This is a genomic window from Thermococcus coalescens (genome assembly GCF_055392585.1).
In genome coordinates this window covers 42,999-61,132 of sequence record NZ_AP043764.1, presented here as the reverse complement: position 1 = coordinate 61,132, position 18,134 = coordinate 42,999, and the positions used below count along the sequence as shown (strand labels likewise).

General features: G+C 54.1%; 24 protein-coding genes and 1 tRNA gene. 16 read left to right on the top strand and 9 right to left on the bottom strand.

Annotated features, from left to right (window positions below; translation table 11 throughout):
• The first annotated feature begins 8 nt into the window (after positions 1-8).
• From ACZ5M3_RS00380 to ACZ5M3_RS00345, 8 genes are all read left to right on the top strand, one after another.
• Positions 9-185: a hypothetical protein gene (locus tag ACZ5M3_RS00380; protein ID WP_464839771.1), complete on the top strand. Its 177-nt coding sequence runs from the start codon at positions 9-11 to the stop codon at positions 183-185.
• A gap of 257 nt (positions 186-442) precedes the next feature.
• Complete coding sequence (hydB, locus tag ACZ5M3_RS00375; protein ID WP_464839770.1) at positions 443-1,546, top strand: NADPH-dependent hydrogenase/sulfhydrogenase 1 subunit beta; 1,104 nt, start codon at positions 443-445, stop codon at positions 1,544-1,546.
• Positions 1,543-2,427 (top strand): NADPH-dependent hydrogenase/sulfhydrogenase 1 subunit gamma, encoded by an 885-nt coding sequence (hydG, locus tag ACZ5M3_RS00370; RefSeq protein WP_464839769.1) that lies wholly within the window; start codon positions 1,543-1,545, stop codon positions 2,425-2,427. Before hydB ends, hydG begins: the two co-directional genes overlap by 4 nt.
• Positions 2,428-2,437: 10 nt before the next feature.
• The gene (gene hydD, locus ACZ5M3_RS00365; RefSeq protein WP_464840980.1) at positions 2,438-3,232 is read left to right on the top strand and encodes an NADPH-dependent hydrogenase/sulfhydrogenase 1 subunit delta; all 795 of its coding nucleotides are present in this window, start codon (positions 2,438-2,440) and stop codon (positions 3,230-3,232) included.
• Positions 3,229-4,518, top strand: a complete 1,290-nt coding sequence (gene hydA / locus ACZ5M3_RS00360; RefSeq protein WP_464839768.1) for an NADPH-dependent hydrogenase/sulfhydrogenase 1 subunit alpha — start codon at positions 3,229-3,231, stop codon at positions 4,516-4,518. Before hydD ends, hydA begins: the two co-directional genes overlap by 4 nt.
• A gap of 55 nt (positions 4,519-4,573) precedes the next feature.
• Complete coding sequence (locus ACZ5M3_RS00355) at positions 4,574-4,771, top strand: hypothetical protein (protein ID WP_464839767.1); 198 nt, start codon at positions 4,574-4,576, stop codon at positions 4,769-4,771.
• Complete coding sequence (locus ACZ5M3_RS00350) at positions 4,752-5,183, top strand: type II toxin-antitoxin system VapC family toxin (protein WP_464839766.1); 432 nt, start codon at positions 4,752-4,754, stop codon at positions 5,181-5,183. The genes ACZ5M3_RS00355 and ACZ5M3_RS00350 overlap by 20 nt, the downstream gene beginning before the upstream one ends.
• A gap of 4 nt (positions 5,184-5,187) precedes the next feature.
• Positions 5,188-5,637, top strand: coding sequence for a hydrogenase maturation protease (locus tag ACZ5M3_RS00345; RefSeq protein WP_464839765.1), 450 nt, complete (start codon positions 5,188-5,190; stop codon positions 5,635-5,637).
• Positions 5,638-5,646: 9 nt separating this feature from the next.
• Here the strand turns inward: ACZ5M3_RS00345 and lonB are convergent, their stop codons facing one another.
• Entirely contained in the window at positions 5,647-7,554 is a 1,908-nt protein-coding gene (gene lonB / locus ACZ5M3_RS00340) for an ATP-dependent protease LonB (RefSeq protein ID WP_464840979.1), read from the bottom strand.
• Between the two features lie 117 nt (positions 7,555-7,671).
• Here lonB and ACZ5M3_RS00335 point away from each other — a divergent pair, with 117 nt between their 5' ends.
• The 7 genes from ACZ5M3_RS00335 to ACZ5M3_RS00305 all read left to right on the top strand — a co-directional run bounded on the left by ACZ5M3_RS00335 (position 7,672) and on the right by ACZ5M3_RS00305 (position 11,633).
• Positions 7,672-8,472, top strand: coding sequence for a DUF2666 family protein (locus ACZ5M3_RS00335; protein WP_464840978.1), 801 nt, complete (start codon positions 7,672-7,674; stop codon positions 8,470-8,472).
• Positions 8,473-8,542: 70 nt separating this feature from the next.
• Positions 8,543-8,926 (top strand): RidA family protein, encoded by a 384-nt coding sequence (locus ACZ5M3_RS00330; protein ID WP_464839764.1) that lies wholly within the window; start codon positions 8,543-8,545, stop codon positions 8,924-8,926.
• 25 nt (positions 8,927-8,951) lie between these two features.
• Positions 8,952-9,323, top strand: a complete 372-nt coding sequence (locus tag ACZ5M3_RS00325) for a Mov34/MPN/PAD-1 family protein (protein ID WP_464839763.1) — start codon at positions 8,952-8,954, stop codon at positions 9,321-9,323.
• Between the two features lie 214 nt (positions 9,324-9,537).
• Positions 9,538-9,915 carry an ArsR/SmtB family transcription factor gene (locus ACZ5M3_RS00320; RefSeq protein ID WP_464839762.1) on the top strand — a complete coding sequence of 126 codons (378 nt, stop codon included), beginning with the start codon at positions 9,538-9,540 and terminating at the stop codon, positions 9,913-9,915.
• 4 nt (positions 9,916-9,919) lie between these two features.
• Complete coding sequence (locus tag ACZ5M3_RS00315) at positions 9,920-10,219, top strand: MazG nucleotide pyrophosphohydrolase domain-containing protein (protein WP_464839761.1); 300 nt, start codon at positions 9,920-9,922, stop codon at positions 10,217-10,219.
• 173 nt (positions 10,220-10,392) lie between these two features.
• Positions 10,393-10,842 carry an Lrp/AsnC family transcriptional regulator gene (locus tag ACZ5M3_RS00310; protein WP_297071279.1) on the top strand — a complete coding sequence of 150 codons (450 nt, stop codon included), beginning with the start codon at positions 10,393-10,395 and terminating at the stop codon, positions 10,840-10,842.
• Positions 10,843-10,919: 77 nt separating this feature from the next.
• Positions 10,920-11,633, top strand: a complete 714-nt coding sequence (locus ACZ5M3_RS00305; protein ID WP_464839760.1) for a DUF92 domain-containing protein — start codon at positions 10,920-10,922, stop codon at positions 11,631-11,633.
• Positions 11,634-11,755: 122 nt separating this feature from the next.
• Here the strand turns inward: ACZ5M3_RS00305 and ACZ5M3_RS00300 are convergent, their stop codons facing one another.
• The 5 genes from ACZ5M3_RS00300 to ACZ5M3_RS00280 all read right to left on the bottom strand — a co-directional run bounded on the left by ACZ5M3_RS00300 (position 11,756) and on the right by ACZ5M3_RS00280 (position 15,675).
• On the bottom strand, positions 11,756-12,811 hold the full coding sequence (locus ACZ5M3_RS00300) for an SPOUT family RNA methylase (protein WP_464839759.1): 1,056 nt from the start codon (positions 12,809-12,811) through the stop codon (positions 11,756-11,758).
• 84 nt (positions 12,812-12,895) lie between these two features.
• Entirely contained in the window at positions 12,896-13,498 is a 603-nt protein-coding gene (locus ACZ5M3_RS00295) for a 30S ribosomal protein S3ae (protein ID WP_464839758.1), read from the bottom strand.
• A gap of 15 nt (positions 13,499-13,513) precedes the next feature.
• Positions 13,514-13,774: a KEOPS complex subunit Pcc1 gene (locus tag ACZ5M3_RS00290; RefSeq protein ID WP_464839757.1), complete on the bottom strand. Its 261-nt coding sequence runs from the start codon at positions 13,772-13,774 to the stop codon at positions 13,514-13,516.
• Positions 13,764-15,191, bottom strand: a complete 1,428-nt coding sequence (locus tag ACZ5M3_RS00285; protein WP_464839756.1) for a DHHA1 domain-containing protein — start codon at positions 15,189-15,191, stop codon at positions 13,764-13,766. Before ACZ5M3_RS00285 ends, ACZ5M3_RS00290 begins: the two co-directional genes overlap by 11 nt.
• Before the next feature lie 28 nt (positions 15,192-15,219).
• On the bottom strand, positions 15,220-15,675 hold the full coding sequence (locus ACZ5M3_RS00280) for a 30S ribosomal protein S15 (protein ID WP_297093251.1): 456 nt from the start codon (positions 15,673-15,675) through the stop codon (positions 15,220-15,222).
• A gap of 149 nt (positions 15,676-15,824) precedes the next feature.
• Between ACZ5M3_RS00280 and ACZ5M3_RS00275 the strand changes: the two genes are divergently transcribed.
• Positions 15,825-16,640: an LAGLIDADG family homing endonuclease gene (locus ACZ5M3_RS00275; protein ID WP_464839755.1), complete on the top strand. Its 816-nt coding sequence runs from the start codon at positions 15,825-15,827 to the stop codon at positions 16,638-16,640.
• 45 nt (positions 16,641-16,685) lie between these two features.
• Here ACZ5M3_RS00275 and ACZ5M3_RS00270 read toward each other — a convergent pair.
• The 3 genes from ACZ5M3_RS00270 to ACZ5M3_RS00260 form a co-directional block, all read right to left on the bottom strand.
• A tRNA-Met gene (locus ACZ5M3_RS00270) sits at positions 16,686-16,760 on the bottom strand.
• 100 nt (positions 16,761-16,860) lie between these two features.
• Complete coding sequence (locus ACZ5M3_RS00265; RefSeq protein ID WP_464839754.1) at positions 16,861-17,571, bottom strand: hypothetical protein; 711 nt, start codon at positions 17,569-17,571, stop codon at positions 16,861-16,863.
• A gap of 13 nt (positions 17,572-17,584) precedes the next feature.
• Entirely contained in the window at positions 17,585-18,034 is a 450-nt protein-coding gene (locus tag ACZ5M3_RS00260; RefSeq protein ID WP_297093255.1) for a hypothetical protein, read from the bottom strand.
• Positions 18,035-18,134 lie beyond the last annotated feature (100 nt).

The window sequence follows — 18,134 nt, the reverse complement described above, 5'->3', positions numbered from 1 at the left end:
GTGGGAGTATGGAGCGGAAGACTTTTTACAGGATACTGCTGGCCATCGTTGTTATCCTGACGGTCATATACACACTCGGAATAATGGGGCTCATACCCTTCCGGTGGAGCTACTACATAACCCTTTTCATGATAGTCCTCTTCATCTACCTGAGGCTTGAGAAGAGGCTCCGAGGCGAGCCGTGAGCCGAAGTTTTTTCCCGGGGATTGGCGAGTGACCTCAACTTCTCCATCACCCTCCCTGACCGGGACAAACTGCCTCGAAAACTCGACCGTACGCCCGAAACGCCTAGCCGACCCCTGTTCTCTCGCCGAAAAGTCTGTTGTTAACTTTTGGTTTACAATTTTCGGGTTTAAAAACGCTTTTTTAACCTCCAGCCAAGCCTCAATTGAGGGGACAGAGATGAGCACATGCATGGTTATGTTCATTGGAGGTGGTTGGGTTGAGATACGTTAAGCTCCCGAAGGAAAATACCTACGCGTTCCTTGAAAGGCTGAAGGAGTGGGGCAAGCTCTACGCCCCCGTGAAAATCTCCGAGAAGTTCTACGACTTCAGGGAAATAGACGACGTCAAAAAGGTCGAGTTCCACTACAACAGGACGATAATGCCGCCGAAGAAGTTCTTCTTCCTGCCGAGGGAGAAGCTCTTCGAGTTCAACCTCTCCAAGGCCGAGTACAAGGAGGTCATAGAGGACGTTGAGCCCTTCGTGCTCTTCGGTCTCCACGCCTGCGACATCTTCGGCCTCAAGATCCTTGACACCATATACCTCGACGAGCTTCCGGACAAGTACTACAAGGTCCGCAGGGAGAAGGGCATCATCGTAGGCATCAGCTGTATGCCGGATGAGTACTGCTTCTGCAACCTCCGCGAGACGGATTTTGCCGACGATGGCTTCGATCTGTTCCTCCACGAGCTCCCGGACGGCTGGCTCGTCCGCGTTGGAACACCGACCGGCCACAGGATAGTTGACAAGAACATCAAGCTCTTTGAGGAGGTCACCAACGAGGACATCTGCAACTTCCGTGAGTTTGAGAACAAGCGCTCGAAGGCCTTCAAGTACCATGAGGACTGGAGCAACCTGCGCTATCTCCTTGAACTTGAGATGGAGCACCCGATGTGGGAAGAGCAGGCGGACATATGCCTCGCATGCGGCAACTGCAACACCACCTGTCCGACGTGCCGCTGTTACGAGGTGCAGGATATAGTAAACCTCGACGGGAACACCGGCTACCGCGAGAGGCGCTGGGATTCCTGCCAGCTCAGAAGCCACGGCCTCGTTGCAGGAAACCACAACTTCAGGCCGACCAAGAAGGACCGCTTCCGCAACAGGTACCTCTGTAAGAACGCCTACAACGAGAAGCTCGGCATAAGCTACTGCGTCGGCTGCGGCAGGTGCACCTACTTCTGCCCGGCGGGCATAAGCTTCGTGAAGAACCTGCGCACGATCCTTGGACTTGAGGAGAAGGCCTGTCCCTCTGAGATAAGCGAGGAGATTCCAAAGAGGGGATTCGCCTACGCCTCGGAGATAAGGGGTGAGGACATATGAGCGAGGTAGTTCCCAGGGAGATTATGATGCCGGACGAGAACCCCTACACACTCCACAGGGCAAAGGTTCTCAAGGTTTATCCTCTCACCGAGAAGGAGAAGCTGTTCCTCTTCAGGTTTGAGGATCCAGAGCTGGCCGAGAAGTGGACTTTCCGCCCGGGACAGTTCGTCCAGCTCACCATACCCGGCGTCGGAGAGGTTCCGATAAGCATATGCTCCTCCGCCATGAGGAAGGGATTCTTTGAGCTGTGCATCAGAAAGGCCGGAAGGGTCACCACGGTCATCCACAGACTCCAGCCCGGAGACACCGTCCTCGTTCGCGGCCCCTACGGAAACGGATTCCCGGTTGACGAGTGGGAGGGCATGGACCTGCTCCTTATCGCCGCAGGCCTTGGAACCGCCCCACTCAGGAGCGTCTTCCTGTACGCGATGGACAACCGCTGGAAGTACGGCAACATCACCTTCATCAACACCGCCCGCTATGGAAAGGACCTCCTGTTCTACAAGGAGCTGGAGGCCATGAAGGATCTGGCCGAGGCCGAGAACGTCAAGATAATCCAGAGCGTTACGCGCGACCCCGAGTGGCCTGGACTCCACGGAAGACCGCAGAACTTCATAGTCGAGGCCAACACCAACCCGAAGAACACCGCCGTGGCGATATGTGGTCCGCCGAGGATGTACAAGGCGGTCTTTGAGTCGCTCATCAACTACGGTTACAGGCCGGAGAACATATTCGTAACGCTGGAGAGGAAGATGAAGTGCGGAATAGGGAAGTGCGGCCACTGCAACGTCGGAACGAGCACGAGCTGGAAGTACATCTGCAAGGACGGCCCGGTCTTCACGTACTTTGACATAGTATCAACGCCGGGTTTACTGGACTGAGGTGGTGGGAATGGAAAGAGGAAAAGTTCGCATCGGGTTTTACGCTCTCACCTCATGCTACGGCTGCCAGCTCCAGTTTGCCATGATGGACGAGATACTCCAGCTCATCCCAAACGCTGAGATAGTGTGCTGGTACATGATAGAGAGGGACTCCTACGAGGACGAGCCGGTGGACATCGCCTTCATTGAGGGAAGCGTCTCCACAGAGGAGGAGGCGGAACTCGTAAAGAGGATACGTGAGAACGCGAAGGTAGTTGTCGCGGTTGGAGCCTGTGCAACCCAGGGAGGCGTCCAGAGCTGGGATCAGAACAAGAGCCTGGAGGAGCTGTGGAAGACTGTATACGGCGATGCAAAGGTCAAGTTCCAGCCGAAGCCTGCGAAGCCGGTCGAGGAGTACATCAAAGTTGACTACCGTCTCTACGGCTGTCCGCCGGAGAAGAAGGACTTCCTCTACGCCATCGGTACCTTCCTCGTCGGCTCATGGCCGGAGGACATAGACTACCCTGTCTGCGTGGAGTGCAGGCTGAAGGGCAACAGCTGCATACTCATCGAGAAGGGCGAGCCGTGCCTTGGTCCGCTCACTAGGGCCGGCTGCGACGCCCGCTGTCCGGGCTTCAATGTGGCCTGCATCGGCTGCAGGGGAGCGATAGGCTACGACGTCGCCTGGTTCGACTCGCTGGCGAAGACCTTCAAGAACAAGGGCTACACCAAGGAGGAGATCCTCGAAAGGATGAAGATCTTCAACGGTCACAACCCCAAGGTTGAGGAAATGGTGGAGGCCGCTTTCAGGGAGGTGGAAGAATGAAGAACCTTTACCTTCCAATCACAGTTGACCACATAGCGCGTGTTGAGGGCAAGGGCGGCGTTGAGATAGTCGTTGGAGACGGGGGCGTCAAAGAGGTCAGGATCAACATCATAGAGGGCCCGAGGTTCTTCGAGGCCATAACCATAGGCAAGAAGCTCGACGAGGCGCTGGCGGTTTACCCCAGGATATGCTCCTTCTGTTCGGCCGCTCACAAGCTCACGGCACTGGAGGCGGCAGAAAAGGCGATTGGTTTTGAACCCCGTGAGGAGATCCAGGCGCTCAGAGAGGTCCTCTACATCGGCGACATGATAGAGAGCCACGCGCTCCACCTGTACCTCCTCGTTCTCCCGGACTACCTCGGCTACTCCAACCCGCTCAAGATGGTCGACGAGTACAAGAAGGAGATAGGCATTGCCCTCGACCTCAAGAACCTCGGAGGCTGGGTAATGGACGAGCTTGGAAGCAGGGCGATACACCAGGAGAACGCGATCCTCGGAGGCTTCGGCAAACTGCCCGGCAAGACCACCCTTGAGCTTATGAAGAAGCGCCTCAGCGAAGCGCTCCCGAAGGCCGAGTACACCTTCGAGCTCTTCGCCAGGCTGGAGCAGTACGAGGAAGTCGAGGGGCCGATAATCCACATGGCCGTGAAGCCGAGGGGGGACGTCTACGGAATCTACGGAGATGCCATAAGCGTCAGCGACGGCTTCGAGTTCCCGAGCGAGGACTACAAGAAGCACATGGTCGAACGCGTTGTGGAGCACAGCTTTGCCAAACACAGCTTCTACAACGGGGAGAAGCCCTTCATGACGGGGGCCATATCGCGCGTCGTGAACCATGCCGACAAGCTCTACGGGAGGGCAAAGGAGCTCTACGAGAGCCACAGAGACCTGCTCAGGCCGACCAACCCCTTCGCCAACAACCTGGCCCAGGCACTTGAGCTGGTCTACTTCACAGAGAAGGCCATCGACCTAATCGACGAGGCGCTCGCGAGGTGGCCGGTAAGACCGAGGGACGAGGTTAAGGTAAAGGACGGCTTCGGCGTCAGCACGACCGAGGCACCGCGCGGAATCCTCATCTACGCCCTCGAAGTCAGGGACGGAAGGGTGGCCTACGCGGACATCATAACCCCAACGGCGTTCAACCTCGCCCAGATGGAGGAGCACGTCAGGATGATGGCGGAGAAGCACTACAGCGACGACCCGGAAAGGCTCAAGCTCCTCGCGGAGATGGTTGTAAGGGCCTACAACCCGTGCATCTCCTGTTCGGTGCACGTGGCGAGGCTCTGATTTCCGTTTCTCAAATTTTTTAAAGTCCTGCACAAAACAAACTCTGGGGAGAGTTATGGGAGAGGTAGTTATAAGGGTGAACGTTCCCGATGAGTACGCCGAGATGTTCAAAAAGGAAGTTGAGGAGATGGCCAAGTACCTGAGGAACAAGGAGAAGATACGAAAGAACATGGAGGAACTCGCGGGGATACTTGAAACCGACAAAACTTGGAAGGAAATCAAGAGGGAGCTATATGAGAAACGTCTTACTTGATACTTCCATTCTCGTCGAGCATTTTAAAGGGAATCCTGTAGCTAAGAAAATTATCCTGCCTCTGATAGATTCCAAGAGTGTACTGTTTATAAATCCAATAGTTTTCAGCGAGGTTGTTTATCTGTTACTCGGTTTCTATTCTGGAAAAGCCCCACGAACGATTAAGGGGCGACCAGAAAAACTTCCCCATGAGCTAAACCTCGTATTCTCAACGATCGAAAGTCATGCCTTCGTGGACATGACGCTGAAAACAACACTGCTCTCCAAAGAGCTCATCGAGAAGTACGCCATGCTCCCCAACGATGCACTGATTCTTGCAACCTGCATCGAGCACGGTTTTGCACTGGCGACTCCCGATGACGACTTTCCGGGCCCCGCGAAGGCGGAAGGTGTTGACCTTATAACGGGGTGATTCCATGGGAACCCTCATCCTTGCACTCGGCAACGAGCTGATGAAGGACGATGGAATCGGACTTAAAGCGGGAAGGATACTCATCGAGAGGGGCTGCAACGTCCTTGAGGTAGGCACCGACATCTTCAGGCTTTCAAGCCACTACCGCGGGGAGGAGAGGCTTATAATCATCGACGCCATCCTGAGCACGGAGTTTCCACCGGGAAAGATAGTGCACCTGAAGGGGGAGGAGGTATTCGAGAAGCTCAGGGCTGAGATAAGGAGCGCCCACTTCATGGGGGCGATAGACGGGCTCAAACTTCTGATGTCGCTCGATGAGCGCCTCGCGAATGCCGAGATACACTTCATCGGCGTTGTTGCCAAGGAGATAGACCTTGGAATGGAGCTGAGCGACGAGGTCGAGAAGGCCCTGCCCGAGGTCGTTAAGCTTGTTGAAGAACTGTGCAAAAAATGAATTAAAGGCTCAGAGGGAAAGCGGAAGGGCCTCCCTTATGCGCCTGAGGAGCTCCCTCTTCTTCTCGCTCTCCTCAAGGGCTATCTCAAGCACCTCGTCAATGGTCTCGACGGGGAATATCTGAACCTTCTCTGCCTTGTCCCTGCTGAGGAACACGTCCTTCTCGTTGCTCTTGGGGATTATTACCGTCTTTATGCCGGCCTCTATGGCGGCTTCTATCTTCGGAGTCGCCCCGCCTATCGGAAGCACCTCACCGCGAACGCTCAGGGAGCCCGTCATGGCCACGTCCTGTCTGATGGGTATCTCCTCAAGGGCCGAGATGACTGCCGTTGCGACGCTTATGCTTGCCGAATCGCCCTCCACGCCCTCGTAAGTCTGGAGGAACTGGACATGGATGTCGTAGCGGCTTATGTCCTCGCCCTTGTAGCGCTTGATTATTGCCGAGACGTTTTGGACAGCCTCCTTGGCTATCTCCCCGAGCTTTCCTGTGACTATTATCTTGCCTTCCTCCTTGCTCGCAGCGGGGGCAACCACAGCCTCTATCGGGAGGACTATACCGCTCTGCTCACCGATCACCGCGAGGCCATTGACGCGGCCTATCTCGCTCCCCTCGGTCTTGATGACCTGGTACTCCTTCTTGCGCTCTATGTACCAGTCAGCCAGCTGCTTTTCGAGGGGCTTTGCCATCATTATAGCCTCAAGGACATCCTCGCGCTCCACGTATTTCTTGCCCTTCTTGACCGCTATGTCTCCAGCGGCCCTCACGATACCGCCGAGGTCACGCAGGCGGAGTGTCAGGTGTCCCTTTCTGCCGGCACGCTTCTGTGCCTCTCTGACGATCTCTTCAACGGCATCGCGCGTGAAGTGTGGTATCTTTCCGTCGCGCTTTACTTCCTGGGCCACGAACTGTATGAGCTTGCGCCTGTTCTCGATGGTGTCGGGCATGGTGGTGCGCATGTAGACCTCGTAACCGTAACCTCTGATACGGGAGCGCAGTGCCGGGTGCATCTTGTCAACGGTGTCAAGGTTTCCGGCGGCGACGAGGACGAAGTCACAGGGGACTGGCTCGGTCCTGACCATTGCTCCGCTTGACATCTCACTCTGGCCGGTTATCGGGAACTTCTTCTCCTGCATCGCCGTGAGGAGGTTCTGCTGCATCTTAAGGCTCAGCGTTGCCACCTCGTCTATAAACAGGACACCCCTGTGGGCGCGGTGTATCATACCGGGCTCCACCCTCTCATGGGCCGGCGTTCCCAGGCCACCGCTCTGGAAGGGGTCATGGCGCACGTCGCCGAGGAGTGCACCCGCGTGGGCACCCGTAGCGTCGATAAACGGCGCCTTGGTCCTGCCGCAGTTGTCGACGAGCAGTTTGGGAACGAGTACGGAGCTCCTGAGACGCATATTCGACAGGGCCATTATGGTGATTATAATGACAAAGAGTCCCAGGAGGAGTGTTGAGGCGCTAAAGTCCATGAACAAAGCTAGCATGACCGTAAACATGACGAAGAGGAGTATGTATGATTTTATGTTCTCCTGCCCTTTGGCCTTCTCGCGGTACTTTTCGACTATTCTCCGTCCCTGACAGGCCGGGACGGTCTTTATCTTGGGCATGTTCTCGTCTTCGGAGTTCGGAAATACGAGTATGTCCTCAAGGTTCTCCGTTGGTAGGAGTTCAGCCATCGCCTGACCGAGCATTGACTTACCAGTTCCCGGCTCACCTATCAGGAGAACGTGCCTTTTCTGGGTCGCAGCCGTTTTTATGACCTCCACCGCATGCTCCTGTCCGATAACCTGATCGATGAGCTTTTCGGGAACCTTTATCTCCTCGGTCGTGTTAAAATCCAGGCCTAGGTCTAGGCGCTCTCCGTATTCCCTGGGGGCCAGGGTTTCCCTCTCAACCTTCGTGTCCTCCCCCATTTTGCTTCCCTCTTTCACTCTCTCAAATTGGAATGCTCGGGGCGATTTATAACTTTTTTGAGATTGCTGAGAAAAAGCTAAAATAGGGCTTGCCATCCATAATCCTTGGTGGAAGCGATGAAGGTTGAGGATCAGATAGTGTTTACGGCCCATCACGGGAACTGGAAGGTGGCAGACAGGCTCCTTGATATGGAGGACGAGAAGGTGGCACACTTCATAGCGAGCATAGCCAACACCGTCAACTCCAAGATACCCGAGTACCTCACGGAGGTCATGAACGTCGCTGGAATAATGAGCCTCGCTGAGGAAATTGGGAAAAAAGACCTGGGCGACGCTGTTGTTGCCCTTAAATCACCAGGGACTGCGAGAAAGCTCGGCCAGCTTGTTTTTGAGGAGGACAAGAAGCTCAAAAAGCACCTCGTAGAGGTTGCTAGGGCCCTGCTCGTCAGGGAGGTACTGTCCAAAAAAGTGCCGGTAGAGTATCCTGAAGAGCCGCTGAGTGAGGTTAAAATAGTCTTCCCGTACAACGAAGACCACATCAACTTTGTTGCGTTCCATGTAAGTGGAAAAACGAAGTGGAGGGCCGTTAGAAGGCTTATTATCGACGAGAAGACTCCCATGGCAGACGTTGCAAGGCTCCTTGCGAGCATAAACGAGAGCATCACGCTTAAACTGCCACTCTACGCTGGAATCGACGTCGGGGGGATAGAGGGCTGGTTCGGAGAGTTTAAAAAGGTCAAAAAGGCCGAAATACCGGCGGTCGTTGAAAAGTACAAGCATTTCCCGGCCGAGAACTATGCTCCAGCAGACTTCCAGGAACACGCAAGGGTTTACGCTCTGAGAATGGCCCTTGGAAAGATAGGACTGCCCCTGGACGTTCCCGCAAAGAGCCTTGAGAAGTATCTGGAGAAGAAATGATGAGGCCGAGGACACCCGAGGGAAACCGATGAGGAGTCTTCGCTTCGCTGATTCACCTGGAGGTGAAAAAATGAAAAAAGAGACGATCTTCACGGAGAAAGCCCCGAAGCCGATAGGACCCTACAGCCAGGGGGTAATCGCCGAGGGCAGGTTCCTGTTCGTTTCAGGGCAGATACCGATAAACCCCGAAACGGGCGAGCTGGTTACCGGGGACATAGAGAAACAGGCCAGGCAGGCTATCGAGAACCTTCTGGCCGTGGTCAGGGCCGCCGGTGGGAGCGCCGAAAGCGTGGTGAAGGTCACGGTGTACATCAGGGACATGGGCGAATATTCCAGATTCAACGAGATTTACGAGGAATACTTCTCAAAGTCAAGGCCTGCTAGAGCCGTCGTGGAGGTTTCGAACCTGCCCAAAGGGGTGGCTGTTGAGATAGAGGCCATAGCCGTCCTTTAGCATTTCAATATTTTTGGTGAGCAAGATGGAAACGGTCAGGATCCGGCGTGGGCTTTTGGAGTACCTGCTGGAGCTCGCCAGGGATTTTTATCCCAACGAGTTCGCTGGTTTTCTAAGGGAAAAGGACGGGGTGTTCGAGGAGGTTCTCATAGCTCCCAACCCCCACTTCGGAAGGAGCTCGGCTTTCTTTGACACCTGGATGTTGCCCTACGATGAAAGCATTAAAGGGACGGTTCACTCTCACCCGGGACCGAATCCCAGGCCATCGGGAGCGGACTTGAACTTCTTCTCAAAGTTCGGTGGGGTGCACATCATAATCGCCTATCCATTCGTGGAGGACAGCGTTAGGGCATACCGCAGCGATGGGAGCGTGCTTCGGATAGAGGTTGTGGGCTGACACCCTTCCACAAAGATTTACCCCCTGTGCAGAGAGCCCCCGAACCAGGGGTAATCCTTTGTGGCTTTCTCAGTGTTTCTCACCGTCTCCTCGGGGTAAGCTGCTCTTAACGGGTACCATTCACTCCAGAGAATGTTTTCAAAAATGAAATTATAACATCATCGTGAAAATTCTTAAAAAGAAACCCCCATAATCCCGTTATAGGTGTTGTGCCATGAAGATTAGAGACCTCCTGGATGAACTGAGCGCAAGGCAGAAGGAAACGGTTATCCACTGTGCAGAGACGTGCGGTATCCCCGACCTCGATAGGGAGGTGGAGCTCCAGGTAGAGGGGGAGATGATAAAGTTTCTGAAGGCCCTTTCCAACCCACTGAGACTCAAGATACTCAAGCTCCTCAAGGACAACTGGCTCTGTGTGTGCCTGATATCCAAGATACTCGACCAGGATCAGACCCTCATAAGCCACCACCTGCGCACCCTCAAGTCACTTGGACTGATAATCGAAAGAAAAGAGGGCAAGATGCACTTCTACAGAACCAATACCGAAGTCCTTGAAAGGTATCTCTCCATGGTAAACACCGAGCTGGTGTAACGTTATGAACGAGCTCCAGAGGCAGGTCGATGAGCTGGTCACAGAGTTTGGCGGCTACTGGGAGCCGTTTCAGATGCTCGCAGCCTTCGTGGAGGAAGTCGGCGAGCTCGCGGATGAACTCCTAAGTGTGGAAGGAATTAAGGGAGCGGGAAATCGGGACAAGCTGGAAGAGGAACTTGGTGACGTTATGTTCGCACTTGTCTGCATAGCCAACTATTACAGGATAGACCTCCTCGATGCGCTCCAGAAGAGCATTGAAAAGTACCGTGAACGCGACAGGAGGCGGTGGCCCAACAACAGATGAATACCACATCAATTGTGATACCGATTTGTAACATAAAGGAATACCATGCCATTGAATTACACCAAGACTCTCGGCAGGATAAATGACTAATTGATTAGAAATCCTCCAACTTATCGAAACATTTTTATAATCGGGACGCTCAATCTTCACCATGATTTGGGGGAGGTGGAGACATGGCCGATAAAATAAACGGAATTGACATCAGGATTTTGAAGCTCCTCGCCAAGAACGCCCGCCTTACCTACAAGGAGCTCGCCGAAATTCTTGGCACCACGAGGCAGAGGATATCAAGGAGGATGGACCGCCTAGAGAGGAACGGCATCATAAAGAAGTACACAGTGATACCCAACTACGATGCCCTTGGCTATGTCCACGTGATACTGGGGATCACCGTCAAGCCCTCGGTCAGCATCGACGAGATAATCCCGGCCCTCGTTGAAGATGAGAACATCAAGATAGTCGAGCGCGCCCTCGGTTCGCACAACCTCGTGATACACATCGTCGGTCCCAAGGATATGAAGGAGCTTGAGAAGATTATAAACGAGGTCTCCAAGAAGATACCCGGCATAGACAAGCTCGACATAACTTTCGTCACCGAGACCGTTAAGTTCGAGGTTCTTTGATTCCCTTTATTTCCTTCGTCAGCCGACGAGGGAAAGAATAATAAAGCCACCACCTGCACTTCTCTCAGGTGGCAGAGATGCTTGAGAGAGTGGCAGTAGATCTTGCAGTGGTCGCGGGACTCGGCATCGGTTCGTACAGATTCAAGGCCCTCGATGCCAAAGGCGCCATTGCCGCGGCACTCCTCGGGCTGTCGGTCATGGAACTGGGGGGAATATACCCCTTCGCCGCACTGCTGGCCTTTGTGGTTCTGGGCGTTCTGGCCACCAAGTACAAATTCAGGGAGAAGTCCAAGCTGGGTGCCGCTCAGGGCAGGGACGGAATAAGAAGCTGGGGCAACGTTCTCGGCAACGGCCTGGCTGCCCTCATTTTCCTTGCCTTCGAGTACTTCTCCCAGATGGACGTCTTCTGGGCAGCCAGTTTTGCCGCGATAGCTACGGCCAACGGGGACACACTGGCCAGTGAGCTCGGCAAGATCTTTGGAAAAAACCCCAAGCTTATCACGACACTCAAACCCGTTAAGCCAGGAGTCAACGGGGCGGTTTCGTGGGCAGGGGAAGTCTTTGCCCTTACAGGAGCCCTCATAATAGCCCTCTTCGCACTCCCCGTGAGCACCGACAGGGGAGCTATGCTCCTGGCCATCACCCTCGGCGGATTCATCGGTGTCAATTTGGACAGCCTTATAGGCGCGACCCTTGAGAACGAGGGGATAACCAACAACAACACAACCAACTTCCTCGCGAGCCTCTTCGGAGGCTTTATCGGCGCCGGCCTCTTCTACCTCATTGCGTGAAGTTTTAAAACCCTAAAAGGAACTTTTTCCGGCGGATGATGACTACGGCGGATTCCCGAGCGGTGAGGAAGACCTTAGGGCCTGACGCCTCGCCCAACACAATTCAAGAATTAAAGAAAAACTCATGTTCTCTCCTCTCGCTTTCGGGCGTACTCCTCGTAAACCTCCCAGAGTGAGACGAGCGCAGCCGGGATGCCGTGCTCCGTGGCAAACGTCATGTACGGGGCGAGGTCAACGACGTAGTCGGCGAACCTGAAGAGCCCGCGCGGGATGCCCTCACGGGAACCCACGAAAATCACAACTTCCTTTGCGTAGAACATGTCCTTCGCGAGCCCCTCCTTTACCTCGGCGAGAGTTGGCCCTTTGGGATCTGTGATTATGAGCAGCCTCTTTCCCCTCCTTTTGTCTCTGACCACTTGATAGAGGTCCCAAACCGAGACCGGAACCTTTTCGACCTTCCACGGATACGCCTCACGCTGTATCTGATGTCTGCTCTCCTGCCCTATCTTTACCCCCCTTATGAACTCCGCCAGTTCGAAGGCGTCCATCTTCTTCTTGGGAGCAATTATTAGCTCCTTTACCTCGAAGGCTTGCGCGGCCCTCCCGATTTTCTCTCCAAAGCTTCTGCAGGCCCTGTAGTCCCCCCAGTAGGGCATCTGGACGAGCGTGACCTTCCGGAAGAGCTTTCTGGCGTCTATTTTATCAGGGGTAAACTTCCTGAACTCCTCCCCCGGAAGCACTGAGATGTATGCCATGTCGCCGATTATCTCAACCTGTACAACCCGGTCCGGCCAGCTCAGATTTACGTCGGCATTCGTTAGCTCCCTTATCCTGGCACCCAGCTCACGGTTGACATCCATGCTGGTGAACCCGTGCTTGCCTCGCCTCTTCGTCTTCACGGCGAAGGTCTCGTTTTCACTGATTAGGGGGGCAATTTTTTCGGCGCTCTCGACTATCTTCTCAAGCTCAGCGGGGACTTCAACGACAACAGGTATCAGCCTCTCAACCTCAGGAATCTCCAGCATCTTGTCACTGGCGCTTTCATCCTCCGTTTCAACGATGACGAGGCCAGAATAGCCCATGGGGGACGCCCAGACGGTGGCGTCTGAAATGGATTCCCTGATGTAGTTGGCGGCGACACTCTCCATTCCTCGCTGGGTTTTGACTATGAACTTCATAACCGCACCTCCGAGAGAAAAATCCCTCAGACGCTTAAAAGCCTGCCGAACAACTCGGACACAGGAGAATAGAATTGGGAGGCATCAAGCCTCCGGCTCGGCGAGAACCTTGATCTTCCTGATTTCGGCCCTCTTGATCGGGTATATCTTCCTGGCTTCCTTGGCTATCTCCGCCGCCATCTTACCGCTGACGGCCTCAAGGACGAAGTCCTTGTAGTTGAGCTCCTCGGCCTTCTTGTAGATGATGTCCTGGATGATCCTCCTGATAGCCCTCTCCTGGCTGGTCTGGATGCGCCTGTAGGCGATGACCATGCCCATGACGCGGAGCTTGTAGCCGTCCTTGGTGGTGATGTTGAAGATTCCGTCAACTCTCGTCGTCCTCCTCCTGACGAGGCTCCTTATGTAGCTCCTCGCGAGGGTGTGGCCCTTGAACTTGGCGTAGGCGTTCTGCCCCTTGACGTCGTAGATCTGGAAGTAGAGCTTGACCTGGCCCTTGGTGAAGTCGCCGGTGAGGTCCTTGAGGGTGGTCTCGATGACCCTCCCGATGACCTTCTCAGGTTCATCGGCGGGGGTGAGGCCTATCTCCTTGCTTCCGAAGAAGTCTGGAGCGTAAACTATGTACCACTCTTTCATCTTCCACTTATCCTTGGTAGCAGCACCCCTCTTCCTTGGGTTACCCTTTGCCATCTCAACACCTCCAGTTCACACCTTTTCGGTAACATCTTCGGCGATTTTGATTGAAAACACCAAATCATCCAGCGCTTTGATGAGTGTCTCAATCTCACCCGAGTATTTAACCTTTGTTATGACGTCCCCATCTTCCCATCGGGTTAGCACATTTAAACTTTTCTTTAGGCTTTCCGGAAGGCCCACGTTGTCCACTTCCAGTGCCTCGGCTATAGCCTCGGCCCTCCTATGGTCGCCGTAGTGCCAGACTATCTCAGCCTTTGCTTCAATCTTCACCGCCCTTTCCCTCCACCTGCCTTCCAAGTGCCTCGTTGAAGAGCCTGATGAACTCGTCTATCCTCTCCTTCGGGAAGCGGATTCCGGCCGCTATTGCGTGGCCGCCCCCCTCGCCGCCGAGTTCTTCCGCGACCTCTCTGAGCGCCTCTCCTAGGTGGTAGCCCTTGGCCAATGCTTTCTCGGTGGTTCTGGCGGAGCCCTTTACAAGGTTTGGATCCTCGTCGCTATCGGCAAGCACCACAACGGGCTTCTCCGGGTCGGCCAGACCGGCGTTTATCGCTATGTTTGCGGCAATTCCAACGAGGGTGTCCCTGATGTTCCTGCCAGCGTAGAAAATGTACGCGTGTTCTCCCTCATCGGCCATGCTCCAGTTCTGGATGAGGAACTTCCTGGCATCTATCTGCTCCCGCTTGTAGTCCTCCAGCATCTTTTTGGCGCGCCTGTAGGCATCTTCGTCGCCGAGGCAGATAGCAACCCCCAGCGTTCCGGCGTTTAAGCGACCAGTGGCGTTGAGGAGCGTCGCAAACTCCCTCGCTTCGTGCCTGGGATCACCCTCCGGATAGAGCGGACTTATGACGACATCCCCGATAAGCCTGTCTATGGCCTCCTTGGGGGCACCGTGCTTGATAAGGTGTATCACCAGCGCATCGTGGAGCTTCCTCTTCTCTTCTTCCCGCAACTGCCAGTACTTCATGTCCGGGTCGAAGCCCTTGGCGCGGAGCCACTCTATTGCCTTCCTCTCGTCCCCCGTTATCTCGGGGATCTCGGGATGGGTGGCGTAAGCCAGCATCTGATAGAGCGGCCGGCTCTCCCTTCCAAAGAGACGGAGTTCCTTTCTGATTTCCAGAATATCCAGCTTCCTGCCGTCCTCGATGATATCGGTGTTGAGTCCATGGAAGGTCCCGTCAATTTCCTGCATATCCCCGACGGCACCGACGAGGGCGATGTAGGCCATGTCCATGTTTCTCTCATTCATCTCCTTGGCGACGAAGTAGGAAACGCCAGAACCGCTGAGGTCTCGGACACTGTTGGCACCGAAGGGGACAGGGTTTACCAGCACGTGGGAGTCCGTGGAGAACTCGTCCTTTTCAGGGGGATGATGGTCAGCAACGACAACCGTGGCGAAGTCGAGATACCGCTCTATCAGCTCCATGGAACCGCTTCCCAGGTCTGTGAAGACGTATATTCTGTGCTTCTCTGAGGCAAGCTCCTTTATGAGCTCCTCACTGAGCTGTTTGACTATGCTGAGCTGGAAACTGCCGCCCTCCCGGGCAACGGCCTTGGCAAGAACCGCCCCAGCGGTGATACCATCGGCGTCCCGGTGGGAGATTATCCTGATAGTGTGCCCTAGCTCAACGTGCATCTTGATTAGCTCTGCTCCCTCTCGGGCCTTCTCAAAGAAAGCGCCCCGGTCCATTTTACCACCTTATAAGAAGGAAAGGAGGTCAGCGAACCAGGAGCTTGGCCTGCTCCGGATCGTAGCGCCACTTGGCTGGCAGCTTGCCGGTTCTCCTGTAGTACTTGACGAGGCGCCTGATCTTGCTCTCGGTGAGCTGGAGGCCCCTCCTCGAGTGCTTGTCCTTCGGGTGCATCTCAAGGTGCTTCCTGAGCTTGACGGCCTTCCTGATGAGGGCCATGAGGTCCTCCGGAATGTCCGGTGCGAGGCCGTTCTCTTCGAGGATCTTGGTAATCTTCTTGCCCGTGATGAGCTTGACGCTCGGGATTCCGTACTGGTCCCTGAGGATCGTCCCTATCATCGCCGCGCTGTAGCCTTCCTTCCTGAGCTTGATAACGAGCCCCTCGACCTCCTCCGCCGTGTACTCGACCCAGGTCGGCGGAGCGGTCCTCGGCGGCCTCTTAGAACCTGACTTACCCCTCTTTCTCGCGTGTATCCTTGCCATATCATACACCTCCCGGTGACGGCCAGCTCCCGCCAGCCGCCCCTCCGCGTAGGGAATTGAAGAGGGATTTAAAAAGGTTTGCCCGCCTTTGAGCGTTGGAGTGATTACTTAATAAAAACGTTTTTAAATAACGATATTAAATAGTCAACATGCGAACCCTCCGCGAGCTGTCGCAGGAAGAGATAGAAGAGGTACAAAAACTGGCACTGAAACTTAGGGAGAAAGGATTCAGCTACTCCCAGATTGCCGAGAGAATCGCTGAAGGGCTAGGCGTAAGGGTTTCCAAGGCAACGGTTCTCCGCTGGTGCAAGGGAACGCACAACACGTTCAACAAGACGAGAAAGGTTAACCTAAACCCTTCCCCAGAGCTGGCGTACATTATCGGGGTTTATTTTGGGGATGGAACAGCAACTAAAGGTGCCGGATACAAATACAATGTCAAATTAAAGGTGGTGGACAAAGAATTCGCAGACGCGTTTGCAGAGGCATTAAAAGGGATTGGGTTGCAACCGAGAACAGGATTTGAGAACGACAGGACGAGAAGTGGTCGCTGGTATGTTGAGACGTCTAGCAAAAGCCTTTATCTCTACTTAAAAAGCCCAAAAGAGCATCTTTTCAGAGTGGCAAGAGAATATCCAAGGGAGTTTTTGAGAGGATTCTTTGACGGTGAGGGGAGCGTTATTGTCACCAAGAACAGAATCAAAGTGGAGAGCTACAACTACGATAAAGAAGTTTTAGAGTTCTGTCAGGAATTGCTAAACGGACTTAACATACATTCCAGAATTTACAGAATGAAAAGAAAAGGCCAACCAGTAGTCATAAGAGGAAAACAGTACCATTACACTTCAGACCTGTTCACACTCAGCATATACCGAGTCGAAAGCGTTTACAGGTATATGCGGGAGATTGGATTCACTATTTCCAGAAAGCAGAACAAATTACTCAGCTTTTTCAGTAAATTATAACAAAAATCACATAAATTGTAAGAAAACTAAACAAAATGCGCGACATAGCGGGGGGTGGATTTGAACCACCGACCTCCGGGTTATGAGCCCGGCGGGCACTCCTAGCTGCCCCACCCCGCTGCTCGACCCGTTAGTTAGTGAACCGCGGAGGGTTTATAAATTTTGTGGCGGGACGATGCTATGCCAAACCGCCAAAAACGGGAAGAAAATAAAGAGAAACTCAGTCAAGGGGTGTTATGTTAACCACGATTTTGGCATCCTCGCTGCCGTATTCGAATCTAACTGGAAGCCCCTTGCTGTTTACAAGCACTTTCCATTCCGCCCCGTTTCCGGCAGTAAAGCGGTATTCAAAGAGCTTCTCTTTGAGTCCGAGCCCCATGAGTATTCTGTCCGTCAGCGAGAAGGAACCCTTGAGGGCCTGGAAATCCCTGGACTTGATGGCCACATCGCGTAGCATCAGCGTGGGCAGATTGGCCTTCAGCATCCCCATGGCCTGCTCCTGGCTGATTCCGTAGTACCGCTCCCAGAACTGAAGTATGTCCATCTTAGTTCCGTTGGCAAGGGTCACGGTTCCGGAGATCCTCCCGGTATTGAGGTCAAAAACGGCCTCGCCCTTCATCACAAGGGAGCCGTTTATATACAGCTCGTCGTACTCGGTGACGATTCCCTTGGTGAGATCCACGGTGCCCTTCGTCACGGTCCTGCCCGTATATAAGAACTCCCGCCGGATGCTCTTCGAGTTCCCGTTGTGGACTACATAAACCCTGTACTGTTTGAATTCAACGTTGCGGGAGAACTGATACTTCTTCGTGTTTTCCAGGGCCAATGCCAATGTTTCCTGTGAAGGCGGCTGAGAGAGAGCGTATGCCGTGCTCAGAACACCTCCGAGGACGACGAGAACCACAACAACCGGAAGGACGTACCTCCTCATTCACACCACCCCCTCAAAACGTTCCGGCGCCGACCAGCTTGTAGTGCCATTTCATGGTCATCGTGGAGCGCGGTCCACCGTCTCCGTCGTCAAGGAACGGGTAGTAGAAGCTCCCCGTAAAGCTCGCTTGGGTGTACGTCCTTGACAGAGAAAAGCCCTGGGTGTTTGTGATCCTCACTGACGAGTAGTCCAAGAAATAAACTCCGAGCACTATCACCGCAATACTGGAGTGTCCCCTGCCCTCGTACCAGGAGGTGGAGTAGGACTCCACTTCTCCCCACATCACAAAGGTGTAGTAGTTGGGCCAAAGGCCAACAGTCTTGGTATCGTAGAAGAACGCTCCCGTGTCCGACAGAACCACGTCGTATGTGCCGCCCCAGAAATCCGCTGCTACCTGCCCTGCGGTCATGCTGCTAAATACCAAAAACAGCAGCAGGGCTGCCTTCTTACTTCGGCTTACCATAGGCAACACCCCCGATAGGCATTAATTATTATCTCAAAAGGTTATAAATTTTCCGCTATAAATCGCCATGGATCTTGACTTTAGCCAATAGAAGCGAGAA